We start from the raw sequence: 20,485 nt of genomic DNA on the forward strand, positions 1-20,485 counted from the left end.
GACGACCAATCGCGGCTCAGAAAAGGCCACGGCGCCCTCAACATGGCCATCGTGCGCCATTTCGCCATCAACCTGGTCCGTACCGTCAGCGATAAGCACTCCATCAAACTCAGACGCAAAAAGGCCGGGTGGAGCACCGACTACCTCGCCGCAATCCTCGGCGAGCTCCGCCGTTAACCTGGATTCGGAGCCCTGCTGTCGTACCGGTCTCCGCCGCGTCGCTTCGCTGCTGCTCTGCCCCAGAATGACCAAGCGCGTGGTGGCTTCGGCTAAACGCGGTCCGCCCTGTCCGCTTGTTTGGCAACGACGGCATCGATGAAAGGTTGCGGGCGGCCCGTGCCGAAGCTGGTTTCAGCCAGGCCCGGACCACCCGCCCGCCTTGCGTCCTTCCCAAGACAGGAAACCAGATAGGCGCATCGGGGGAAGAGCGTATTGACCCAGATCAAATGCGAAGTGGCGCCGATGATGGCGCAGCGGGAGTATCGCCTACAGGAGGAAAGGCCCGCCGCCTTTCGGCAGCGGGCATTGATCGTTATGTCTGGCGTGGCTCAGCCGCCGCCGCCGTCGCCGGAGCCACCGCTATCGCCGCCGCCACCGGAGTCGCCGCCATCGCCGCCGCCACCGCCAGTATCACCGCCGCCGCCACCGCCAGTATCACCGCCGCCGCCACCGCCGGTATCACCGCCGCCGCCACCGCCAGTATCATCGCCGCCGCCACCGCCGGTATCACCGCCGGTATCACCGCCGCCACCACCGCCGCCGCCACCGCCGGTATCACCGCCGCCGCCACCGCCGGTATCACCGCCGCCGCCACCGCCGGTATCACCACCGCCGCCACCGCCGGTATCACCACCGCCGCCACCGCCGGTATCACCGCCGCCGCCGCCGCCGCCAGAGCCGCCACCGCCGCCGCCGCCACCGCCGGTATCACCACCGCCGCCACCGCCAGAGCCGCCACCACCGGAACCACCGCCGCCGCCGTTGCCGCCAGAGCCATGGCCTCCGTCGCCGCCTTCGCCATCACTGGCGATGGTCGCCGAGATGAGAGAGGTGGTGAGGGGTGGGCATTGTGCGATTTGATCGGCCGAAAGGATGCTGCTGCGATTGATCGCGATACAGCAACGCCCATAGTTGGCGTCGGTAAGCGGTTGGCATTGCGCGGCTGTCAGCCGCGGCCGCGGACTACTCTGGGTTGATGCAGAAGTGGTCAAACCCACCGTCACAAGAGCGGATGAAATGAGCAGGGCCGAACGAATCCTGCCCGCCCGGGTCAGGTACAGGTGCATTTCTTCCTCCCAATGGAAGCGCTCCCGGCCCCAACACCGGGCGCTATGACAACTGTTTCCGACAGTCGGAAACATATTGTTAAGCATACCTCAGGTGGAAACGACCCTGGTAAGGGTTGATTTACCATAGTCTGTAAGGATTATCAGCGCGCACTAATCAAGAGGGGTCTAAGTGATTCGTTTAGCAGCGCTTGTTGCTGCAGCCATGGTTGCGACCGGCTGCAGTGAAACCGTTCACGCCACCGAAACCAAGGCAATGATGGTCACAAAGGGGTACGCATTCCCCCCACCGGCTTCGCGCAGCTTCTGCGCCAGGCAGCCAAGATTCTGCAGCACCAATGGGCGGATCAAGCAGGTGGCGCTGACGCCGGCACACAAGGCCGAGCTCGAGGCCGTGAACAGGTCCGTCAACGGCCGGATCAAGGAGCGTAGCGACCTCGCCACGACAGGCAGCGACGACGACTGGCGTGTGCCGACCAAAGAGGGCGATTGCGAGGACATTGCGATCCTGAAAAAGAGCGAGCTGCTGAAGCGCGGATGGCCAGCTTCCGCCTTGCTGCTGACGGTCGCAACACTCGGTGGCGAGGGTCACACGGTGCTCACGGTTCGCACCGACAAGGGCGACCTGATCCTGGACAACCGCACCGGCGCCATCAGGGATTGGTCGCGAACTTCGTACCGTTATTTTGCCCGCCAATCCCAGTCCGAAAACGGCAAGTGGATGCGGATCGGCTCTTAGATCGGTTCCGGTTCGCCTGGAACCGGAAAAACCGCTCTAACTGTTTGTTTTGCCGCATTTATGCGGGCGCCAAATGATTCCATTTGGCTGCAAAATGCTTTAGAGCGTTTCTGGGCTGCGGGCATCCGGCCTCCGCGGTTACGAAATGTCTGCCCGGTGCGATGCGGATGCGAGTTCGCCAGCCACGCCGCACAGATCCAAAAGAGCTTTGGACCCATCTCCGCGATAGGCGGAGCCGTGCATCACCGCCAGCACTTGCGGCTCGAGGCCGGCGAGGCGCTCGAACATGATCTCGGTGTGCGGCGTCCAGGGTAGGCTGTGTGCGAACGGGCTGTCGAGCGAAGCGGCCATCATTTCGCGGGCCGGTTCGACAATATCCGTTTCGACAATTGCAGGCCCACTGCCGGAATGCATGAAGAGGTCCGAACAAAAGAGCGTGTGGGTCGTCTCCTCGAACAGAAGGCTTGCATCCCATCCGTGGGGCAGATGAGGCGTGGCGAGGAACCGGAACGAGCGCTTGCCGGTGGGCAGGATCTCGCCATCCTGCAGGACCCTTGCAGGGCGATCGGCGAAATCCTCCAAGACGACGGATGAGCCGACAATGCCGGTGATTGGGCTCGCGTTTGGCGCGATTGCAAGCCATTCATTGAGCGCGCCACACTCGTCCGGCTCGAAATGCGAATAACCGATCCAGCGGATCGTTGCGGGATCGAGCAAGCGGGCAACGGTATCGCGTGTGGCGGGAAACGCCTTGCGAAATCCGGTGTGATAGAGAAGCGGCTGCTCGTCGCGAACCAGGTATTGATTGAAGCTGAAGCCGAGCTCGGACGCGAAGGCCGAGATGCGAAAAATATCCGGTGCGATCTCGTCGATGGTCGTGGTCATGTCCGCCGCCTTATTCTGGTTCCAGATACAGCAAAACTACCCCGTGGACTGCAGACAGCCTTATGTCAGCAGTGACATGTCGGCGGTCAAGGTCGGATGCCAAATCCGATTGACCGAACCGCTGCGGAAACGGGGCCAGTGCCCTATATGGTTTTCCTATCCCCGTTTGGAGGAACTCAGATGACCATGAGCACGCGCAAACTCGGCAGCCAGGGGCTGCAGGTATCGGCGATCGGCCTCGGCTGCATGGGCATGAGCCAGTCCTATGGCCCGGCCGACGAGGCGGAGTCGATCGCCGCGCTACACCGCGCCATCGAACTCGGCTGCACCTTCCTCGACACCGCCGAGGTCTATGGCCCGTACACCAATGAGAAACTGCTTGGCCGGGCATTGAAGGGCCGGCGCGACGAGGTGGTGATCGCCACCAAGTTCGGCTTCCGCATCGAGAACGGTAAGCAGGTCGGCACCGAGCGCGACAGCCGGCCCGAACACATCCGCGAGGCGGTGGAAGGCTCGCTCAGCCGGCTCGGCACCGATCATGTCGACCTGCTCTACCAGCACCGTGTCGATCCGGCGGTCCCGATCGAAGAGGTGGCCGGCGCCGTCGGCCAGCTGATCACAGAGGGCAAGGTGCGCTTCTTCGGCCTGTCGGAGGCAGGGGCGGCCAACATCCGCCGCGCGCACGCGGTGCAGCCGCTATCGGCGTTGCAGAGCGAGTATTCGCTGTGGGAACGCAATCTGGAGCCGGAGATCATTCCGCTGCTTTCCGAGCTCGGCATCGGCCTGGTGCCGTTCGCGCCGCTCGGCCGCGGCTTCCTTGCCGGTGACGTCAAGCGCGCCGAGGATTATCCCGAAGGCGATTTCCGGCATGGCGACCCGCGCTACCAGGGCGCCAACTACGATGCCAACGTGCAGGCGGCCGGCACGGTGCGCGACGTCGCGGCAGTCAAGAACGCCAAGCCCGGGCAGATCGCGCTGGCCTGGCTGCTGCACAAGGGCACTGGTTTCGGCATCGACATCGTGCCGATCCCCGGCACCAAGCGTAGAAAGTACCTGGAGGAAAATGTCGCGGCCGCCGCGATCAGCCTCGAGGCCGCCGAGATACAGGCGCTCGACGATGCGCTGGCACCGGACAAAGTCGCCGGCCCGCGCTATGATGAGCGGAAGATGGCGACGATTGATCGGTAGGGGCATCCCGACGACCGCGCCCTCACCCGACTGGTCGAATGAAACGCGACATCGCGCAAGGAGGTCAGTGACGGAAACCGTTCCTCACCGCTCCAGTTCCGGCATCGCGACCAGCAAGGCCGCGGCCGTGTTGGCGGCAGCGATTGCCGCCTCGACCCGATCTCCCCGGGCAAGCCCCGCCGCGAAGGCGCCGACAAATTCATCGCCCGCGCCATGTGTGCTGACGACCTTCACCGGGATGGCGGGCAGCGCAAATGCCTGACCGTTTCGGTCGCAATAGGCAACGCCCTCGCCGCCGGCTGTGACAATCGCGGCCGGATAGATATCGATCAGCGCACGTGCCGCCTCGGCCGCGCCGTCCAGCGTGTCGACGACCGTAACGCCGGCAAGGAATTCCGCCTCGATGGCGTTGACGATGACGATGTCGACCAGCGCGATCAGTTCGCCGGATAGTTTTCGGGCCGGTGCCGCATTGAGCACGACACGGCCGCCGCGCCTCTTCACCGCCCGCGCGGCAGCGATGTTGGCGGCGTCTGGAACCTCGTTCTGCAGCAGCAGCACCGAAGTTTGCGCAATCATATCGGAGGCGGCCGCAACGTCCTCGTCGCCCAGCGTGAGATTGCTGCCCGACACGATCACGGCGCCATAGTCGCCGCTGGCGTCGAAGATCGCCACGCTCATGCCGGAGCCGGCTCCAGGCTCGACACGCACGAAGCGGCTGTCGACGCCGCTGCGGCCGAGATTGTCGAGAAGAGCGCGGCCGAAATCGTCGTCGCCGACCGCCCCGATCATTGCCGAGCTCACGCCCGCCCGCGCCGCCGACACGGCCTGATTGCCACCCTTGCCGCCGCATTTCGGATGCCAGGCATGGCCGGTCACCGTCTCGCCCTTGCGCGGACGATCCGGTGCCTCGACCATCATGTCGTAATGCAGGCTGCCGAACACGGTCACCAGCGGCAGGCCAGTCGTCATGCGCCCCGGTCTTTCCGTTTCGACGTCACAGCCGACATGGTGCGGCCGAGGTTGCGCTCCGCCGCCCGGTAGTCACGTTGCGCGACCGCGACGAACAGCGCGTCGAGAATGTTAAGCTGGGCAATGCGCGCCGCCGCGTTCTCGCCCATCAAAGGCGACCCTTGCGCGGTCGAGCAGAGCACGATGTCGGCGATCGCTGCCAGCGGCGAGTTGTCGTAATTGGTGATGGCCAGCGTGCGAGCGCCGCTCTTGTGGGCGAGATGGATGGCGTCGATGACGGCGCTGGTGTTGCCCGAATGCGAGAAGCCGACGGCGATGTCGTCGGCGTCGAGCAGCGCGGCCGACATCAGCATCATGTGCGAGTCGTCATAGACGGACGTGCGAATGCCGATGCGCAGGAATTTGTGCGAGACATCGCGCGCGATCTGGGCCGAGCCGCCGACGCCGTAGAAGTCCCGGTTCTTGGCTCGGTACAAAAGATCGGCGGCGCGGTCGAAATCGTCCATGTCGAGGATGGCGAGCGTCTCCTCCAGCGCCTGGATGGAGGTGCGGAACACCTTCTGCACGATCTCGGCCGAACTGTCGTCGGCCGACAGCTCCTGATGCATTTCGGCGGTCGGCAGGCGACTATATTCATAGACGGCGGTGCGGAAGTCGCGATAGCCGGAGAAGCCAAGCTTCTTGGCGATCTTGACGACCATCGCCTCCGATACGCCCGCCTCCTCGGCGATCTGCTTCAGCGGGATGGTCTCGTCGAAGCCGCGCCGTCCGAAGACGGTTTCCACCACCTTCGCCTCGAGCGGCGTCAGATGCGGCATCATCATGCGGATCCGCGGTCCTACAGCTTTCAGGTCAAGGCCGGTCAAAGTCATCCACGTCCCCTCGTCACGCGATCGATAAGCATCGCGGCGAGGATTATAAGGCCAGTTGCCAGGAGCTGATAGAAGGACTGGACATTCATCAGTGTCAGGCCGTTGCGCATGGCGCCGAGGATGACAGCGCCGAGAATGGTGCCGATCACACTGCCCTTGCCGCCCATCAGCGAAGCCCCGCCGATAGCGGCAGCGGCGATGGCGTCAAGCTCCCAGAGATTGCCGAGAATGGGCTCGGCGGCGCCAAGCCGGCCGATCAGGATCTGCGCAGCAAGCGCGGCGAGCAGGCCCGAGATCATGTAGGCGGCGATCTTGGTGCGGGCGATCGGCACGCCGGCTATGTATGCGGCCTCCTCGTTGCCGCCGACGGCGAGCAGATATTCGCCGAAGGGCGACTTCTTGAGGATGATCCAGGCGATCAGCGCGACGGCGGCAACGATGATGACCGCCAACGGCAGTCCGAACAGCGAGCCGTTGAAGATGGCACGGAAGCCGGCAGGCAGGCCGAGCACCGGGTTGCCTCCGGTGTAGATCAACGCCAGCGCCCGGTAGCTACTCAACGTTCCCAGGGTTACGATGAAGGGCTGCAGCCCGACATAGGCGACAAGGATGCCGTTCACCAGGCCGCAGGCGAGGCCGAGGGCGAAGCCGGTGGCGATGGCCAGCGGAAACGGCACACCGGCGACCAGCATCGAGGCTGAGATGACGGCCGAAAGTGCCGCGGTCGGCCCGACGGACAGATCGATGCCGCCGGAGATGATCACCAGCGTCATGCCCAGCGCCAGGCAGGCGTTGATGCTCGACTGCTGTAGGATGTTGATCAGGTTGCGCTCGGCGAAGAAGCCGGGCACCAGCGCGCCGAAGACGGCGAGGATCACCACCAGCCCGATCAGCGTGCCGGCGTCGCGCATGGAAAACCGGCGCAGGAAGTCGGCCTGTGGCCGCGCTGCTGTGTGTTCGGTTATGTCAGTCATCCGATCGTCCTGTCCGTTATGCGTAGCGGGCCCTGCCGGCCTGCGTTTCCGACTGGGGTATGGCGTGCGCCGCGATCGCCTGTTCGCTGAGGCTTGCGCGCTCCAGTTCGGCGGCGACCGCCCCGTCGCGCATGACCAGCACGCGGTCGGCAAGCCTGATCACCTCGGGAAGCTCGGAGGAGACGACAACAACCGAATGGCCTTCGGCGGCGAGCTCCTCGATCAGGTGATAGATCTCGGCCTTGGCGCCGACATCGATGCCGCGCGTCGGCTCGTCGAACAGCAGAATGCGCGTTCCCGCCGCGAGCCAACGGCCGATGATCGCCTTCTGCTGGTTGCCGCCGCTGAACAAGCGGATCGGCCGGTCGAGCAGGAACGGCCGCAGATTGACCCGCTTCATCTTTTCGGCCGCGACCCGCTTCAGCCCGCGATGATCGATCACGCCGCGCGGCGCGAACACGCCCATCGAAGCGAGCGCCATGTTGCTGGTGATCGAGCGCAGCGGCACGATGCCCTCGCGCTTGCGTTCCTCCGGAACCAGGCCGATGCCTGCGGCAATGGCATCGCGCGGGGTGGAAAGCCGTATGGGCTTGCCGCCGATCTCGACGGTGCCGGCGGACGCGCGGTCGGCTCCAGCCAGCAACCGCAACAGTTCGGTACGGCCAGACCCGACCAGGCCGGCAATGCCCAGCACCTCGCCGCGATGGAGGTCGAACGAGACGCCACGGACCTTCTTCGCGGACGCAAGACCGCGCACCTTCAGCCTGACGTCGCCGGAAGCGTGGGAGCGGTGCTGCTCCTGGGCAAGCTCTCGGCCGACCATCATCGAAACGACGGCCTTTTCCGAGACCTTTGCCAGATCGATGGAATCGACGACGACGCCGTCGCGCATGATGGTGGCGCGCTGGCAGATGCCGAACACCTCGTCCAGCTTGTGCGAGACATAGACGACCGCGACACCGTCGCGCGCCAGCCCGGCAATGACTTCGGCCAGGCGCTCGAACTCGCTCGGCGTCAGGCTCGACGTCGGTTCGTCCATCGCCACTATCCTGGCGCTGTCGAGCAGGGCGCGGGCGATCTCGACGATCTGGCGCTGCGCGACCTTCAGGCTGCCGAGCGGGGCAGCCGGGTCGATCGACGAGTCGAGGGCGGCAAGGGCGCCGGCGGCACGACGCTCCTGTTCGCGGCTTGCGACAAACACGCCGCGCGTGATGGGATGGCCAAGAAACATATTCTGGGCGACGCTGAGGCGCGGCACCTGCTGCAGCTCCTGATGGATCATGGCCACACCGGCGGCGCGCGCCGCGACCGGGTTGTTCAGCGTCACCGGCTGACCGTCGATCAGCACGCTTCCCACCGTCGGGCGGTAGACACCAGACAGGACGCGCAGCAGCGTCGACTTGCCGGCACCGTTCTCACCAAGCAGGCCATGGATTTCGCCGGCACCGACCGAGAAGGACACATCGTTGAGCGCCCGCACAGCCGGAAAGACCTTGGAAATGCCATCGAATTGCAGCCGGGGGACAGACATTGGTTCTATTCTCCAGGCAAGGGGTTCTATTCTCCAGGCAAGGGGTTCTATTCTCCAGGCAAGGGTGCCGACCGGCAGAGCCGGCACCACCGCCCTGCCCTTTAATTGCCCGCCGCCGCGTCCTCGAGCAGCGCCTTGCGGACGGCAGCGCCAGCGCCGGAATAGCGGTCGGCATTGTCCTTAGTGATCAGCGCCTGCGGCGTGGCGACGACACGCGGCAGCTTCTGCCCGGCGACGAGACGCAGTGCCGTGTCGAGCGCCACCTCGCCGGTCAGCACCGGGAAGCTATCGACGGTGCCGGTCAGTTCGCCGGCGCGGATCGAGGCATCATAGGCGTCGGAGATGCCGTCGGTGCCGAAGACGGCAACCTTGTCCTGGAGCCCGGCCGCCTTGACGGCCTCGACAATGCCCAGCGCCATGCCGTCATTGTTGGCATAGAAGCCGATCAGGTCGGGGTGCTGCTGCAGGATGTTGGTGGCGGCGTCGTAGGAGGTCTGGCGGTCCCAGTTGCCCGGGACGCTGGCGACGACCTCGAACTTGCCCGCTTCGGTGATCGTGGTCTTGAAGCCGTCGGTGCGCTGCACGGCGGCATAGACGCCGGCCTGACCTTCGACGATGGCGACCTTGCCGCCATTCGGCCGGTTCTTGATGAACCATTTGGCGACGCGCAGGCCATTGTCGCGCTGGAGATTGCCGACATAGTGCTCGGCCTGGGGGATGACCGCATCATTGACGTTGACCACCGGCACGTTGGCGGCCTTGGCCTGTTCCATTATCGGCTGCAGGTTCGAGTCGGTCTGCGGCGAAACGAGGAGCACGTTGTAGCCCTGGGTGACCAGGCCTTCGGCGATGGTGAGCTGGCCGAGCTGGTCGCCCTCGCTTTGCGCTGCCTGATAGACGACCGGAACACTGACGCGGTCGCCGAGCGACTTGTAGCCCTCACCCAGCGAGCGCCAATATTCGTTGGTCAGCGTCTTGGAGACGGCACCGGCCTTGGTGCCGTCGGGCAGCTTGGGGAACGGACCGAACTTGGCCTCGACCTGCGACCAGTCGATACGATCCTTCTCGGTATCGGAGTTGAGCGGCGCAAGATCCGCGGACAAGGCCGATCCTATGGACAAAGCCATCAGGGCAGCGGCGGCGCTGGCAAGCTGAAGTTTCATGGTCTTTCCTCCCTTGTTGAAAAACGGTGGCCTTGTTGAAAGGCGGTGCGGCTCGCCGGACGCTTTAGGTGTCCGGCCCGAGCATGGCTTCCTGGATGATGGCTTGCGAGGCGACCGCGTCCTGGCGGTCGACGGCGGCAGACAGGCGGTTGTCCTTTTCCAGCCGGTCGACGACGCGCAGCATGCGCTTGACGGTCGCGATGTTGACTTCGCATTCGTGGACCGGATCGAGCCCGGTCATGTCGGGGAACGTGTCGAAATAGATGGCGCCGGCGTAGCCGTCGCGGCGGATCTGGCGCAGCAGCTCGATCGTCTGCTGGGTATGCACCGCGCCAACCATCAGGCCGTCGTCGCGCTTGGCGTAACCGTCGTTGAGATGCACGCCCAAAAGCTTGCTGTGGCGCGCCACCAGTGCGGCGGCAAAGGCAGGCTGTTCGTCGGCATAAAGTACATGGGCGAAGTCGAGGGTGACGCCGAGATTGGGCAGTCCAACCTCGCGGATCGCCAGCAAGGTCGTCGCCGCATCCGGCATCAGACTGTAGGAGCGCGGCTCGTTGGGCTTGTATTCGAGGCTGATGTGGCAATCGGGATCATGCGTTGCTACTTCACGAATTCCATCGATTTCGTGTTGCCAGAGCGTCGCATAGTTGGCCTGGAAGGCATAGTCGAAGCCATCCTGCCCGAGCCACAGCGTCATCAGGCCGGCGCCGGCTTCACGCGCGGCGTCGATGCCGGACTTGGTCAGGTCAATGGCTTCGCGGCGAACCGCGGGATCAGGATTGGTGAAGGCGCCGAGCTTGAAGGCCGGATTGGAATAGTAGCGCATGGCAAAGCCATTGATGGAAAGCCCGAGATCGCCGAGCTTCCGCGCTATTTCCGCAGACTTTTCACCGACATGGTCAGGAAAATTGAGGTCAAGGTCGGTGAGCCCTTCGACCTTGGCCGCGCGCGCCGCCATCTGCATGAGCGAGGGCTTGCCGGCGAGGCCGGGCCACTCGGCCTCGGGCCGCGAGGCAAAGGAATTCAGGCGGGTGGCGAAACGGTTGGTTGTCATGGGTGGCCTTTTGCTTGGCACAACTTCACACAATCATGAATATTTGTAAAGTTATCTCTTTAAAAAAGTTGGGTATGGCGCAGGCCGTCGGCTTCGGGCGCCCGGTTCTGGTCCGTGTTGGCCTAGCACAGACGTCACGGCATGATGGGTGGACGGCACCATCATGCCGTGACTTCCAGGCGTCGCAGCGGTGCCCGTCAGAGCGAGTCATGGCGACGGCTGGCATATCGCACCCGTTCTTGCGCAAACCCCTGCCCTTGGCTAGCATCCCTGGCGCCGGCGCCGAGCGGAGGAGAACGTTGCGGTGGACCGGCTGGAGCGCCGTTGCGTCCCCTTGGGTGCTCAAAGGACACTCCATTCTGGATCGACGCATGACGCTTTGCAAAAACCGGAACGGTTTTTCGAGGTCGTGCGCTCATGTGGTGGAGGATAAATCGATGAACAGACGTGAATTCCTGCTCTCGTCCGTGGCGATGGGCACCTTGGCCCTGGCCGTTCCCTCGGCCTTTGCCGCCGACAAGCTGACCATCCTGGGTTCGGTGCCCAACCTCGGCTTTCCGTTCTTCGTCCACATGCTCAACGAGATCAAGGCGGAAGCGAAGGCGCAAGGCGTCAACCTGACCGAGAGCGACGGCCAGAACTCGGCGCCTAAGCAGACCGCCGACATCGAGGCGGCGATCGTGCAGAAGGTCAACGCCATCGTCATCTCGCCGCTTGACGTCAATGCGCTGGCGCCGGCCATCGAGGAAGCGGTTCAGGCCGGCATTCCGGTCGTCACCATCGACCGCCGCGTCGAGGGCGTCGAAGGCATCCTGGCCCATGTCGGCGCCGACAACGTCAAGGGCGGCGAGGCCGAGGCGCAGGCCATGGTGGCGGCGTTCCCGAACGGCGCCAAGCTGTTCCACCTGCAGGGCCAGCCCGGTGCCGGCCCGGCGATCGACCGCAACAAGGGCGTGCACAACGTGCTCGATCCCTTGAAAGACAAGTACCAGATCATCTTCGAGCAGACCGCCAACTTCGCCCGCGCCGAGGCGCTCTCGGTCACCGAGGCCGGGCTTGCCGCCAACGGCAAACCCGACGCGATCGTCTGCGCCAATGACGACATGGCGCTTGGTGCGCTGGAAGCGTGTGCTGCGCGCAACTTCAACGACGTCAAGATCTATGGCTTCGATGCGCTGCCCGAAGCGCTGGTCGCCGTGCGCGACGGCAAGCTGGCCGGCACGGTCGAGCAGTTCCCGGGCGAGCAGTCGCGCACCGCGGTTCAGATCGCGGTCGCCTACGCCAAGGACAAGACCGAGCCGAAGGAAAAGCTGGTGCTGTTGACGCCGATCGTCATCGGCAAGGACAACCTCGACAAGGCGGAAAGGCTGGGCGAGACGAAGTAAGCGGGGTCGAGGGCGCGCAGTTGCAAAAGTAGCGCTCTGTCGCGCCCCCCTCTGCCCTGCCGGACATCTCCCCCCACTTGGGGGGAGATTGGCAACTTCGCCGGTGGCGCCCTTCTGCAACGTAGGAGATTGCGAAAGCCGAGGTGACATCCAATCTCCCCCCTCGTGGGGGAGATGTCCGGAAGGACAGAGGGGGGCGCTGTCCCGCCGGCCAAACTTTTCAGGGAGCAAGCGTTGTCCGCAGCAGAAGCCGTAGCGCCGAGCCCCGTCCTCCTCGCCGTCGAGGGCGTCACCAAGCGCTTTGCCGGCGTGACGGCGCTGAACGACGTTTCGCTCGAGGTCCGCTCCGGCGAGATCCTCGGCCTGCTCGGCGAGAACGGCGCCGGCAAGTCGACGCTGCTCAAGATCCTGTCCGGCGTGATGCCGCCCTCCAGCGGCCGCATCCTGTTCGACGGCGTCGAATTCGCCCCGCACAATCCGCAGGATGCCAAGCGCCACGGCATCGTCACCATCTATCAGGAACTGAGCCTGATCCCGACGCTGACGGTGGCTGAGAACATTTTTATCGGCCGCGCGCCGCTCGGCCGGCTCGGGCTGGTCAGCTGGCGGAAGATGGAGGAAGACACCCGCGCGATCATCGCCCGCGTCGGCCTCGATATCGATCCGGCGACGCCGGTGTCGGCGCTGTCGGTCGCCGAGCAGCAGCTGGTCGAGATCGCGCGTGCGCTGTCGCTGGAGAGCCGCCTGATCATCATGGACGAGCCGACCTCGGCGCTGACCGAAACCGAAGTGCAAAAACTGATGTCGATCATGGACCGGCTGCGCAGGGACGGCGTCGCCGTCATGTTCGTCACCCACAGGCTGGAAGAGGCTTCGGCCATCTGTGACCGCATGACGGTACTGCGTGACGGCAAGCTGGCCGGTCACCTCGACCGCGATGGCGGGCCGATCAGGCTGCCCAAAATCATCGAGAAGATGGTCGGCCGCGCCGCCTCCGAGCTCTATGCCAGGCCAACGCAGCGCGACGTCGCCGGCGATGTCAGGCTTTCTATCCGCGGCCTGCGCACGGTGCGCGATCCGCAGGCGCCGCACGCCATTGTGCTCGAAGGCGTCGACCTCGACCTCAAGGCGGGCGAGATACTGGGCGTCGCCGGTCTGGTCGGCTCCGGCCGCACCGAGCTCGCCCGCGCCATCTTCGGCGCCGACCGCACCGCCGCCGGCACCATCACGCTCGACGGCAAGCCGATCGCGCCTGAAACACCGGCCGATGCCATCAAACTCGGCATCGGCCTGGTGCCGGAAGACCGCAAGCAGCAGGCGATCTTCGCCACGCTCGCCATTCTCACCAATTTTTCCATCGCCGCACTCGGCCGCTACAGCAACGCCGCCGGTTTCATGACCGAGCGCCGCGAGCGCCAGGCGCTGGCCAACTACAGGAAGACGCTGTCGATCCGCATGGCCTCGCCCGAGCAGGCGATCGAGGGGCTGTCCGGCGGCAACCAGCAGAAGGTCGTCCTTGCCCGCTGGCTGGCGCGCGGCCCCAAGGTGCTGATCGTCGACGAGCCGACACGCGGCGTCGATGTCGGCGCCAAGGCCGAGGTGCACCAGATCCTGGTGCAGTTGGCGGCGCGCGGCATCGCCATCATGATGATCTCGTCCGAATTGCCCGAAGTGCTTGCGGTGTCGGACAGGATCGTCACCATGCGGCGCGGGCGCATAACCGGCGAGATGCCCGGTATCGAGGCGACCGAGGAACGACTGATGGAACTGATGGCGCTCGACCAGAAGCAGGAAGCGACGCAATGACCAGCACCACCGAACCGGCCCAGCGCGGCGGCATCAATTTCGCGCGCCTGCTGATGAGCTTCGGCCCGCTGATGTTCCTGGCGGTGCTGATGGTCGTCTTCACCGTGCTGAAGCCGAGCTTCATCGACCCGATCAACCTGTTCAACATCATGCGCCAGATCTCGATCACCGGGCTGATCGCGCTCGGCATGACGTTCGTCATCCTGACCGCCGGCATCGACCTGTCGGTCGGCTCGCTGCTGGCCTTTTGCGGCATGGTCGCGGCTGTGGTGGCCAAGGGCGGCACCGCCAACACGCTGTCGCTGGCCACATCAGGCACGCAGGGCTATGGCTGGTGCGCCGCACTTCTGGCCGCAGTCATCGTCGGCGCTCTCGCCGGTGGCGTCCAGGGCTTTGCCATCACCCGGCTGAAGGTGCCGCCCTTCGTCGTCACGCTCGGCGGCCTCACCGTGTTTCGCGGCCTGACGCTGACGATCTCCAATGGCGGCCCGATCTCCGGCTTCGATGCCTCGATGCGCTGGTTCGGCACCGGGCTGATCGGCCCGGTGCCGGTGCCGGCGATCATCTTCGCGGCGGCGGCGATCCTGTGCCACATCGTCTTGCGCTACACGCGCTACGGCCGCGCGGTCTACGCCGTCGGCGGCAATGCCGAGGCGGCGCGGCTGTCGGGCCTGCGCGTCGACCGCATCCTGATTTCGGTCTACATCATCGTCGGCTTCTTCGCCGGCCTTGCCGCCTTCGTGCTGTCGGCGAGGCTCAATTCCTCGGAAGCGGTCGCCGGCATCGGCTACGAGCTGACAGTGATCTCGGCAGTGGTCATCGGCGGTACCTCGCTGTTCGGCGGCATCGGCAGCGTCGGCGGCACGGTGGTGGGCGCGGGACTGATCGGCGTGCTGCAGAACGGGCTGCAATTCAACAACGTCTCATCCTACACGCAAAGCATCGTCATCGGCATCATCCTTATCCTCGCTGTGGCGTTCGACCGCTGGCTGAAGTCACGGGTGAGGAGGTGATGCTGGTGCGCGGCCTTGCCTTCTCCCCTTGTGGGGGCCAAAGGGCGGCCAGGCCCGTGACTCGCCCGGGCGGCGGATCGGCGCGTATCGCCGAGAGGGGCTTTGGACGGAGCGCCGCCGGTGCCGCCAAGCTGGAGGACGCCGACCTCGCGGAGCCGTCCCGGACCTGCCGAAGGCAAGGCCATTGGGCTCGTCCACCTTCTCCCACAACAAGCACAACAAGGGGAGAAGGCAGATCGGTGCCTCCGCGCGGGAGGCGGTTTACAGAACCGTTTTTACCGGCTGGGCAATATAGTGGAAACCTTCGCCGTGCCTCACGACATGGCCCACACCAGGCCATGGAAAATGGTATCCCATTAATCGGATGCGGTCATACGCCAGCATGTCGAGCAGCCGGGCCCGCGTTGAGGCTGCCTGCTTGGCATCGGTATCATAAACGAATTCCCCACGAGGGTTTTCCAGCAGCAGAACATAGTGATGGGCCAGATCCGCAGCATAGCAGAAGGTTTCGGAGCCGGAGGTGATCATGAACATGGTATGCCCTACCGTGTGCCCCGGCGCTGCAAGTGCCTGAACGCCCGGCAGAAACTCTTGGCCATCGGCATAGAAGACAACCCGATCGCGTAAGTGTAACAGGTTACGGCGGGCAATCTGGATAAAGGGCTTGAGCTGAGAGCCAAGCTTGGCCTCGTCGGTCCAAAAGTTGAAGTCGGCCGAGCTGATGTAGACCTGAGCGTTTGGGAAGACAGCTCGACCATCGGCATCGACAAGACCCCCGCAATGGTCGGGATGCGCGTGGCTAAGGACAATTGCGTCGACATCGCGAGGTTGGATGCCAGCTTTCACCAATGTTGTCGGTAGCTTGCCCGGCGACGGGCCGAACATCGTCGATGTTCCGACCCCGGTATCGAATACGATGAGCTTATCGCCGGTGTTGAGAACGAGGATGTTTTGTTCGAGAACGATATCATCGGTTGGCAGGAAATTGCCCTGCAGCAATTGGGTGATCTCACCTGCAGCAAATCCGTTGAAGCTGGCGGCTGGTTTGCCCAAGGGAAGCGGGCCATCGGAGACGACAGTCGCCTCGGTCGAGCCGATCATGAATCGATGAAAGGCCGGCACTTGGGTGCCGAGAAACGGCGCCCGGGCAGCAGCGCCGTTCGTCAGCAAAGCGGCACCCAATCCTGCAGTACCCAGCCTCAGGAATGAGCGTCTATCGAATATCGGCATGGCCAGTGTTCCATTTTCGTTGATTTGGTTTTCGATGAGGCCGGCCGGACGTCAGAACGGTGTGCACTGCTCCGGCAATCCGATCCGGCCAAGGTTCCGCTGGATATTGATCCGATATCATTTCAGGGATAAATAGCGATTCAGGACGCTTACTCGAAATCATTGGTTTTTAATCATGGACCGCCTGTCGAGCATGGCCGTTTTCGTCAAGGTGGTCGAAGCCGCTCATTCGCCGCCGCAGCTGATGCCCTCGGCCTGTCTGCGCCTATGGTCGGAAAACACGTCAGGATGCTCGAAGACCATCTCGGCGTGCGTCTCATCAACCGCACGACACGTCGTCAAAGTCTCACCGATACCGGGCGGTGCTTCTATGAGCGTTGCAAGACAGTGCTGATGGAGGTCGAGGCCGCAGAGTCCTGTGCCGCTGAAAGCCAGGCGGCGCCCCGCGGCCGGCTACGTGTGAATGCACCTGTTACCTTCGGCGCTCATTGTTTGGCGCCGGTATTGCCCGAGTACTTGCGGGCGTATCCCGAGGTCTCAGTCGATCTCAGTTTGAATGACCGGATCGTGGACGTCATCGAGGAAGGTTACGACGCCGTTGTCCGGGTCGGCGTTTTGACGGACTCCACTTTGATCGCGCGCCCTCTGGCGCCCTACCGGCTAGTCGCCTGCGCTGCACCGAGCTATCTGGCGAAACACGGAGCGCCGTCGTCGCCAGCGGATCTTGGCAATCATGAATGCCTTGGATTCGTTCACTGGGCACCGCGCGGCTCCTGGGAATTCAAGGATGCAAACGGCGCAAAGAGAATTGTAAACGTTGCGGGCCGATTGACCACAAATAACGGTCAAGCCCTCCGCGCGGCAGCGCTTGCCGGCTTCGGGATTATCCTCCAGCCCAACGCCCTCGTTGCGGATGATCTTGAAGCCGGAAGGCTAGTCCGTGTGCTGCTCGACTGCGGACCGCCTTCACGGCCAATGCACATTCTATTTGCTCCGGACGAACGGCCGGGTCCAAAGCTTCGCTCATTCGTCGACTTCATGGTGAAACGCTTTGGATAGCTTGTCGATGGCCACAGGGTGCGTTCGAGCCTGCCGCATGAGACGAATACGATGCCCCTCACCCGGCCATCCGCGCTTGCGTCATCCCTGCTCCTCCTTGGCGGTCGTCAATTTCTGGGCCGACAGGAACATGATTGTGTAGGCCGCCTTGCGGCGGTTCCAGCCGGCCTGCTCGGCCGTGTCCAGCAATCCGTCGATCAGCGGCCCCAGCGCCGCCCTGCACTCGGTTTCGTAGTTGAAATCGGTCGGCGAAAGCGTGGGCGCCGCGATATTTGCGAAACTGTCTATAGTATCCATGGCAACACCTCAAAAACGTTCGGGTTGAGCCGACAGGGCCGCGCCCGCTATCGGCGGGCACGGCCCATCTCGCATCAGACGTCCGGCGTCAGAGCCCGGCGTCAGTAATCCATGCCGGCGCCGGCCGGCATGGCGGAAGCACTGTCCTTCTTCGGCTTCTCGGCCACCATCGCCTCGGTGGTGACGAGCAGGCCGGCGACGGACGCGGCGCCCTGCAGAGCGGTGCGCACGACCTTGGCCGGGTCGATGACGCCCTGGCTGTAGAGGTCGCCGAACTCGTTGGTCTGCGCGTTCCAGCCATAGCCGAAGTCGGTCGTCTCGAGCAGCTTGCCGACGATGATCGAACCTTCCGCACCGGCGTTCTCGGCGATCTGGCGCACCGGCGCTTCGATGGCGCGACGCACGATCTCGACACCGGTCTTCTGGTCGGGATTGTCGACGACGACGCCGTCAAGCGCCCTCGCCGCCCTGAGCAGCGCCACGCCGCCGCCCGGCAGCACGCCTTCCTCGACGGCGGCGCGTGTTGCATGCAGGGCGTCGTCGACGCGGTCCTTACGCTCCTTGACCTCGATCTCGGTCGAGCCGCCGACACGGATGACGGCGACGCCGCCGGCGAGCTTGGCCAGCCGCTCCTGCAGCTTCTCGCGGTCATAGTCGGAGGTGGTCTCCTCGATCTGCGCCTTGATCTGGGAGATGCGGGCCTGGATCTCATCCTTGCGGCCGGCACCGTCGACGAGGGTGGTGTTCTCCTTCTCGATCAGCACGTTCTTGGCGCGGCCGAGCATCTCCAGCGTGACGTTTTCGAGCTTGATGCCGAGGTCTTCCGAGATCGCCGTGCCGCCGGTGAGGATGGCGATGTCTTCCAGCATGGCCTTGCGGCGATCGCCGAAGCCCGGCGCCTTGACGGCTGCAACCTTCAGGCCGCCGCGGAGCTTGTTGACGACAAGCGTCGCTAGCGCCTCGCCTTCGACATCCTCGGCGATGATCAGCAGCGGCTTGCCCGATTGCACGGCGGCTTCGAGAACGGGAAGCATGGCCTGCAGGTTGGAAAGCTTCTTTTCGTGGATCAGCACATAGGGTTCTTCGAGCTCGACGCGCATCTTGTCCGGGTTGGTGATGAAATAGGGCGAGAGATAGCCGCGATCGAACTGCATGCCTTCGACCACCTCCAACTCGGTCACGGCGGTCTTGGCTTCCTCGACGGTGATGACGCCCTCATTGCCGACCTTTTCCATCGCCTCGGCCAGGAAGCGGCCGATCTCGGCATCGCCATTGGCCGAGATGGCGCCGACCTGGGCGATTTCGTCGTTCCTGGTCACCTTGCGGGCGTTAGCTTTCAGTTCGGCGACGATGGCGTCGACCGCCTTGTCGATGCCGCGCTTCAGGTCCATCGGGTTCATCCCCGCAGCGACAGCCTTGGCCCCTTCCCTGACGATCGCTTGAGCAAGAATCGTCGCGGTCGTGGTGCCGTCGCCGGCCGTGTCGCTTGTCCTCGAGGCGACCTCGCGCACCATCTGCGCGCCCATGTTTTCGAACTTGTCCTCGAGCTCGATCTCCTTCGCCACCGTCACGCCGTCCTTGGTGATGCGCGGGGCGCCGAACGACTTGTCGAGGACGACGTTGCGGCCCTTGGGACCGAGCGTCACCTTCACCGCATTGGCAAGGATATCGACGCCGCGCAGCATCTTGTCGCGGGCTTCGGTATGGAATTTCACATCCTTGGCAGCCATTGGATAACTCCTTCAAACAGGCAGCTTGCGTTGCTGCGGCCCCGCTCAGGCGGCCTTCTTCACTTCGCCGGTCAATTCGATCACGCCCAACACGTCGCTCTCCTTCATAATGAGCAGATCCTCGCCATCGAGCTTGATCTCGGTGCCGGACCATTTACCGAACAGGATGCGGTCGCCGACCTTGACGTCGAGCGGCTGCAGCTGGCCGCTATCGTCACGCGCGCCGGGACCGGCGGCGATCACCTCGCCCTCCTGCGGCTTTTCCTTGGCGGTGTCGGGAATGATGATGCCGCCTGCGGTCTTGTCGTCGACCTCGATGCGGCGGACCAGGATACGGTCATGCAATGGACGGAACGCCATGTCGTTCTCCTCTTGGGACAAACAGCTTCTTTTGATCCTCCCTCCGCAGCCGACCTGGAGCAGCGGCCAACGCGACGGTGCGCGACCCTTTTCCAGGCGTCACGCGCATATGGAATTAGTCTGGCATTACAGGCTTTCAAGAGGGCCGTGAAAATGTTTTGGCACTCGCTAACCTCGAGTGCCAACGCCCTGTAATCATGGCGCTATTCAGGGCCGCGGTTAGCTTGGGCCGCTTGAAATCCTGACGCAATCTTCCAAAATCACCTTGCATCCCGGCGCCGCTTGCCGGCGACCGGAACCGATGAGGAACTGGAAGCGTTTTTGCGATCGGAGGATGGAACGCCTGATCGTTCGGAAAGGAGACAGGCATGGCCAGTCATGAGTTTCGGGTCAGCAACGAGTTCCGGCTTCAGATGCAGGGTTATGGCCTGACGACGGCGGAGATCCACTATCGTCTTCCCGATCATCGGAGCCTGCTGCAGCTCTTTATCTGGCAGGAGTACGATGTCGCCCCGGATTTCCCGACGCTGAAACATTTCCTCGATTTCTGGGAGCGCGAGATCGAAGGTCCGCTGCATTCCGTACGCATCGCCCATCATCGCCTGATCCAGCCCTCCGAATGGCGGGCCGTGGACGGCATCATTACGCTGCAGTGAGTGGCACGCCCTTACCTCTCCGCTTGTGGGAGAGGTCGGATTGCCCCGATTTGTCCCTCACAAATCGGTTGGCAATCCAGGTGAGGGGTAAGCAGGCGCCAAGCTGGAACACCCCTCATCCGTCTCGGCGCTACGCGCCGATCCACCTTCCCCCACAAGCAGGGGAATCGCATATGGCGATTTTGGGGTTGAGTTTAGGCTGAGAAAGGATTCTTTGGAGAGGCAGTTGAGCGAAGGAGCGACTGCCATTTCCTGTCTTGAGAGCGACTTTGGCGCGGTGCCTGA

19 protein-coding genes and 1 pseudogene are annotated in these 20,485 nt (G+C 63.9%); 8 read left to right on the plus strand and 12 right to left on the minus strand.

Annotation, left to right across the window (positions count from 1 at the left end; translation table 11 throughout):
• A pseudogene (locus tag EN859_RS34090) lies at positions 1 to 177 on the plus strand (ISAs1 family transposase); the annotation flags it as partial.
• A 355-nt stretch (positions 178 to 532) separates the two neighbouring features.
• On the opposite strand, the gene EN859_RS40620 reads toward EN859_RS34090, so the two are convergent.
• The gene (locus EN859_RS40620; protein WP_189502442.1) at positions 533 to 997 is read right to left on the minus strand and encodes a hypothetical protein; all 465 of its coding nucleotides are present in this window, start codon (positions 995 to 997) and stop codon (positions 533 to 535) included.
• A 494-nt stretch (positions 998 to 1,491) separates the two neighbouring features.
• Between EN859_RS40620 and EN859_RS34100 the strand changes: the two genes are divergently transcribed.
• Positions 1,492 to 2,025 (plus strand): transglutaminase-like cysteine peptidase, encoded by a 534-nt coding sequence (locus EN859_RS34100; RefSeq protein WP_127857004.1) that lies wholly within the window; start codon positions 1,492 to 1,494, stop codon positions 2,023 to 2,025.
• Between the two features lie 138 nt (positions 2,026 to 2,163).
• Here the strand turns inward: EN859_RS34100 and EN859_RS34105 are convergent, their stop codons facing one another.
• The gene (locus EN859_RS34105) at positions 2,164 to 2,910 is read right to left on the minus strand and encodes an MBL fold metallo-hydrolase (protein ID WP_127857002.1); all 747 of its coding nucleotides are present in this window, start codon (positions 2,908 to 2,910) and stop codon (positions 2,164 to 2,166) included.
• A gap of 180 nt (positions 2,911 to 3,090) precedes the next feature.
• Between EN859_RS34105 and EN859_RS34110 the strand changes: the two genes are divergently transcribed.
• A complete protein-coding gene (locus EN859_RS34110; protein ID WP_127857001.1) occupies positions 3,091 to 4,098 on the plus strand; it encodes an aldo/keto reductase in 1,008 nt (335 codons plus the stop codon).
• 84 nt (positions 4,099 to 4,182) lie between these two features.
• Here EN859_RS34110 and EN859_RS34115 read toward each other — a convergent pair whose 3' ends face one another.
• From EN859_RS34115 to EN859_RS34140, 6 genes are all read right to left on the minus strand, one after another.
• Positions 4,183 to 5,070 carry a ribokinase gene (locus tag EN859_RS34115; protein WP_127857000.1) on the minus strand — a complete coding sequence of 296 codons (888 nt, stop codon included), beginning with the start codon at positions 5,068 to 5,070 and terminating at the stop codon, positions 4,183 to 4,185.
• Positions 5,067 to 5,942: a MurR/RpiR family transcriptional regulator gene (locus tag EN859_RS34120; RefSeq protein WP_127856999.1), complete on the minus strand. Its 876-nt coding sequence runs from the start codon at positions 5,940 to 5,942 to the stop codon at positions 5,067 to 5,069. Before EN859_RS34120 ends, EN859_RS34115 begins: the two co-directional genes overlap by 4 nt.
• Positions 5,939 to 6,916, minus strand: coding sequence for an ABC transporter permease (locus EN859_RS34125; protein WP_189502444.1), 978 nt, complete (start codon positions 6,914 to 6,916; stop codon positions 5,939 to 5,941). The genes EN859_RS34120 and EN859_RS34125 overlap by 4 nt, the downstream gene beginning before the upstream one ends.
• Before the next feature lie 16 nt (positions 6,917 to 6,932).
• Entirely contained in the window at positions 6,933 to 8,447 is a 1,515-nt protein-coding gene (locus tag EN859_RS34130) for a sugar ABC transporter ATP-binding protein (RefSeq protein ID WP_127856998.1), read from the minus strand.
• Between the two features lie 101 nt (positions 8,448 to 8,548).
• Positions 8,549 to 9,610: a substrate-binding domain-containing protein gene (locus EN859_RS34135; protein ID WP_127856997.1), complete on the minus strand. Its 1,062-nt coding sequence runs from the start codon at positions 9,608 to 9,610 to the stop codon at positions 8,549 to 8,551.
• A gap of 64 nt (positions 9,611 to 9,674) precedes the next feature.
• On the minus strand, positions 9,675 to 10,664 hold the full coding sequence (locus EN859_RS34140; RefSeq protein ID WP_127856996.1) for a sugar phosphate isomerase/epimerase family protein: 990 nt from the start codon (positions 10,662 to 10,664) through the stop codon (positions 9,675 to 9,677).
• Positions 10,665 to 11,101: 437 nt separating this feature from the next.
• Here EN859_RS34140 and EN859_RS34145 point away from each other — a divergent pair, with 437 nt between their 5' ends.
• The 3 genes from EN859_RS34145 (at position 11,102) to EN859_RS34155 (ending at position 14,868) form a co-directional block, all read left to right on the plus strand.
• The gene (locus tag EN859_RS34145) at positions 11,102 to 12,049 is read left to right on the plus strand and encodes a substrate-binding domain-containing protein (RefSeq protein ID WP_127856995.1); all 948 of its coding nucleotides are present in this window, start codon (positions 11,102 to 11,104) and stop codon (positions 12,047 to 12,049) included.
• A gap of 234 nt (positions 12,050 to 12,283) precedes the next feature.
• A complete protein-coding gene (locus tag EN859_RS34150; protein ID WP_127856994.1) occupies positions 12,284 to 13,855 on the plus strand; it encodes a sugar ABC transporter ATP-binding protein in 1,572 nt (523 codons plus the stop codon).
• Entirely contained in the window at positions 13,852 to 14,868 is a 1,017-nt protein-coding gene (locus tag EN859_RS34155; protein ID WP_127856993.1) for an ABC transporter permease, read from the plus strand. Before EN859_RS34150 ends, EN859_RS34155 begins: the two co-directional genes overlap by 4 nt.
• Positions 14,869 to 15,129: 261 nt before the next feature.
• Here EN859_RS34155 and EN859_RS34160 read toward each other — a convergent pair whose 3' ends face one another.
• Positions 15,130 to 16,098 carry an MBL fold metallo-hydrolase gene (locus tag EN859_RS34160; protein ID WP_127856992.1) on the minus strand — a complete coding sequence of 323 codons (969 nt, stop codon included), beginning with the start codon at positions 16,096 to 16,098 and terminating at the stop codon, positions 15,130 to 15,132.
• Positions 16,099 to 16,365: 267 nt separating this feature from the next.
• On the opposite strand from EN859_RS34160, the gene EN859_RS34165 reads away from it, so the two are divergent.
• On the plus strand, positions 16,366 to 17,157 hold the full coding sequence (locus EN859_RS34165; RefSeq protein WP_348632967.1) for a LysR substrate-binding domain-containing protein: 792 nt from the start codon (positions 16,366 to 16,368) through the stop codon (positions 17,155 to 17,157).
• A gap of 81 nt (positions 17,158 to 17,238) precedes the next feature.
• Here the strand turns inward: EN859_RS34165 and EN859_RS34170 are convergent, their stop codons facing one another.
• The 3 genes from EN859_RS34170 to EN859_RS34180 all read right to left on the minus strand — a co-directional run bounded on the left by EN859_RS34170 (position 17,239) and on the right by EN859_RS34180 (position 19,544).
• Complete coding sequence (locus tag EN859_RS34170; RefSeq protein ID WP_127856991.1) at positions 17,239 to 17,454, minus strand: hypothetical protein; 216 nt, start codon at positions 17,452 to 17,454, stop codon at positions 17,239 to 17,241.
• Between the two features lie 101 nt (positions 17,455 to 17,555).
• Positions 17,556 to 19,184, minus strand: a complete 1,629-nt coding sequence (gene groL / locus EN859_RS34175; RefSeq protein WP_127856990.1) for a chaperonin GroEL — start codon at positions 19,182 to 19,184, stop codon at positions 17,556 to 17,558.
• A gap of 45 nt (positions 19,185 to 19,229) precedes the next feature.
• Positions 19,230 to 19,544 (minus strand): co-chaperone GroES, encoded by a 315-nt coding sequence (locus EN859_RS34180; protein WP_127856989.1) that lies wholly within the window; start codon positions 19,542 to 19,544, stop codon positions 19,230 to 19,232.
• Positions 19,545 to 19,912: 368 nt separating this feature from the next.
• Here EN859_RS34180 and EN859_RS34185 point away from each other — a divergent pair, with 368 nt between their 5' ends.
• The gene (locus EN859_RS34185; protein ID WP_127856988.1) at positions 19,913 to 20,200 is read left to right on the plus strand and encodes an usg protein; all 288 of its coding nucleotides are present in this window, start codon (positions 19,913 to 19,915) and stop codon (positions 20,198 to 20,200) included.
• Positions 20,201 to 20,485 lie beyond the last annotated feature (285 nt).

It is taken from the genome of Mesorhizobium sp. M00.F.Ca.ET.216.01.1.1, from assembly GCF_004010325.2.
Taxonomy (GTDB): Bacteria; Pseudomonadota; Alphaproteobacteria; order Rhizobiales; family Rhizobiaceae; genus Mesorhizobium.

Excerpts from the sequence above, each read along its gene's own strand:
- EN859_RS40620 (WP_189502442.1), bottom strand. The coding sequence starts at position 997 with ATGGCTCTGGCGGCAACGGCGGCGGCGGTGGTTCCGGTGGTGGCGGCT.
- EN859_RS34100 (WP_127857004.1), top strand. The coding sequence starts at position 1,492 with ATGGTTGCGACCGGCTGCAGTGAAACCGTTCACGCCACCGAAACCAAG.
- EN859_RS34105 (WP_127857002.1), bottom strand. The coding sequence starts at position 2,910 with ATGACCACGACCATCGACGAGATCGCACCGGATATTTTTCGCATCTCG.
- EN859_RS34110 (WP_127857001.1), top strand. The coding sequence starts at position 3,091 with ATGACCATGAGCACGCGCAAACTCGGCAGCCAGGGGCTGCAGGTATCG.
- EN859_RS34115 (WP_127857000.1), bottom strand. The coding sequence starts at position 5,070 with ATGACGACTGGCCTGCCGCTGGTGACCGTGTTCGGCAGCCTGCATTAC.
- EN859_RS34120 (WP_127856999.1), bottom strand. The coding sequence starts at position 5,942 with ATGACTTTGACCGGCCTTGACCTGAAAGCTGTAGGACCGCGGATCCGC.
- EN859_RS34125 (WP_189502444.1), bottom strand. The coding sequence starts at position 6,916 with ATGACTGACATAACCGAACACACAGCAGCGCGGCCACAGGCCGACTTC.
- EN859_RS34130 (WP_127856998.1), bottom strand. The coding sequence starts at position 8,447 with ATGTCTGTCCCCCGGCTGCAATTCGATGGCATTTCCAAGGTCTTTCCG.
- EN859_RS34135 (WP_127856997.1), bottom strand. The coding sequence starts at position 9,610 with ATGAAACTTCAGCTTGCCAGCGCCGCCGCTGCCCTGATGGCTTTGTCC.
- EN859_RS34140 (WP_127856996.1), bottom strand. The coding sequence starts at position 10,664 with ATGACAACCAACCGTTTCGCCACCCGCCTGAATTCCTTTGCCTCGCGG.
- EN859_RS34145 (WP_127856995.1), top strand. The coding sequence starts at position 11,102 with ATGAACAGACGTGAATTCCTGCTCTCGTCCGTGGCGATGGGCACCTTG.
- EN859_RS34155 (WP_127856993.1), top strand. The coding sequence starts at position 13,852 with ATGACCAGCACCACCGAACCGGCCCAGCGCGGCGGCATCAATTTCGCG.
- EN859_RS34160 (WP_127856992.1), bottom strand. The coding sequence starts at position 16,098 with ATGCCGATATTCGATAGACGCTCATTCCTGAGGCTGGGTACTGCAGGA.
- EN859_RS34165 (WP_348632967.1), top strand. The coding sequence starts at position 16,366 with ATGGTCGGAAAACACGTCAGGATGCTCGAAGACCATCTCGGCGTGCGT.
- EN859_RS34170 (WP_127856991.1), bottom strand. The coding sequence starts at position 17,454 with ATGGATACTATAGACAGTTTCGCAAATATCGCGGCGCCCACGCTTTCG.
- groL (WP_127856990.1), bottom strand. The coding sequence starts at position 19,184 with ATGGCTGCCAAGGATGTGAAATTCCATACCGAAGCCCGCGACAAGATG.
- EN859_RS34180 (WP_127856989.1), bottom strand. The coding sequence starts at position 19,544 with ATGGCGTTCCGTCCATTGCATGACCGTATCCTGGTCCGCCGCATCGAG.
- EN859_RS34185 (WP_127856988.1), top strand. The coding sequence starts at position 19,913 with ATGGCCAGTCATGAGTTTCGGGTCAGCAACGAGTTCCGGCTTCAGATG.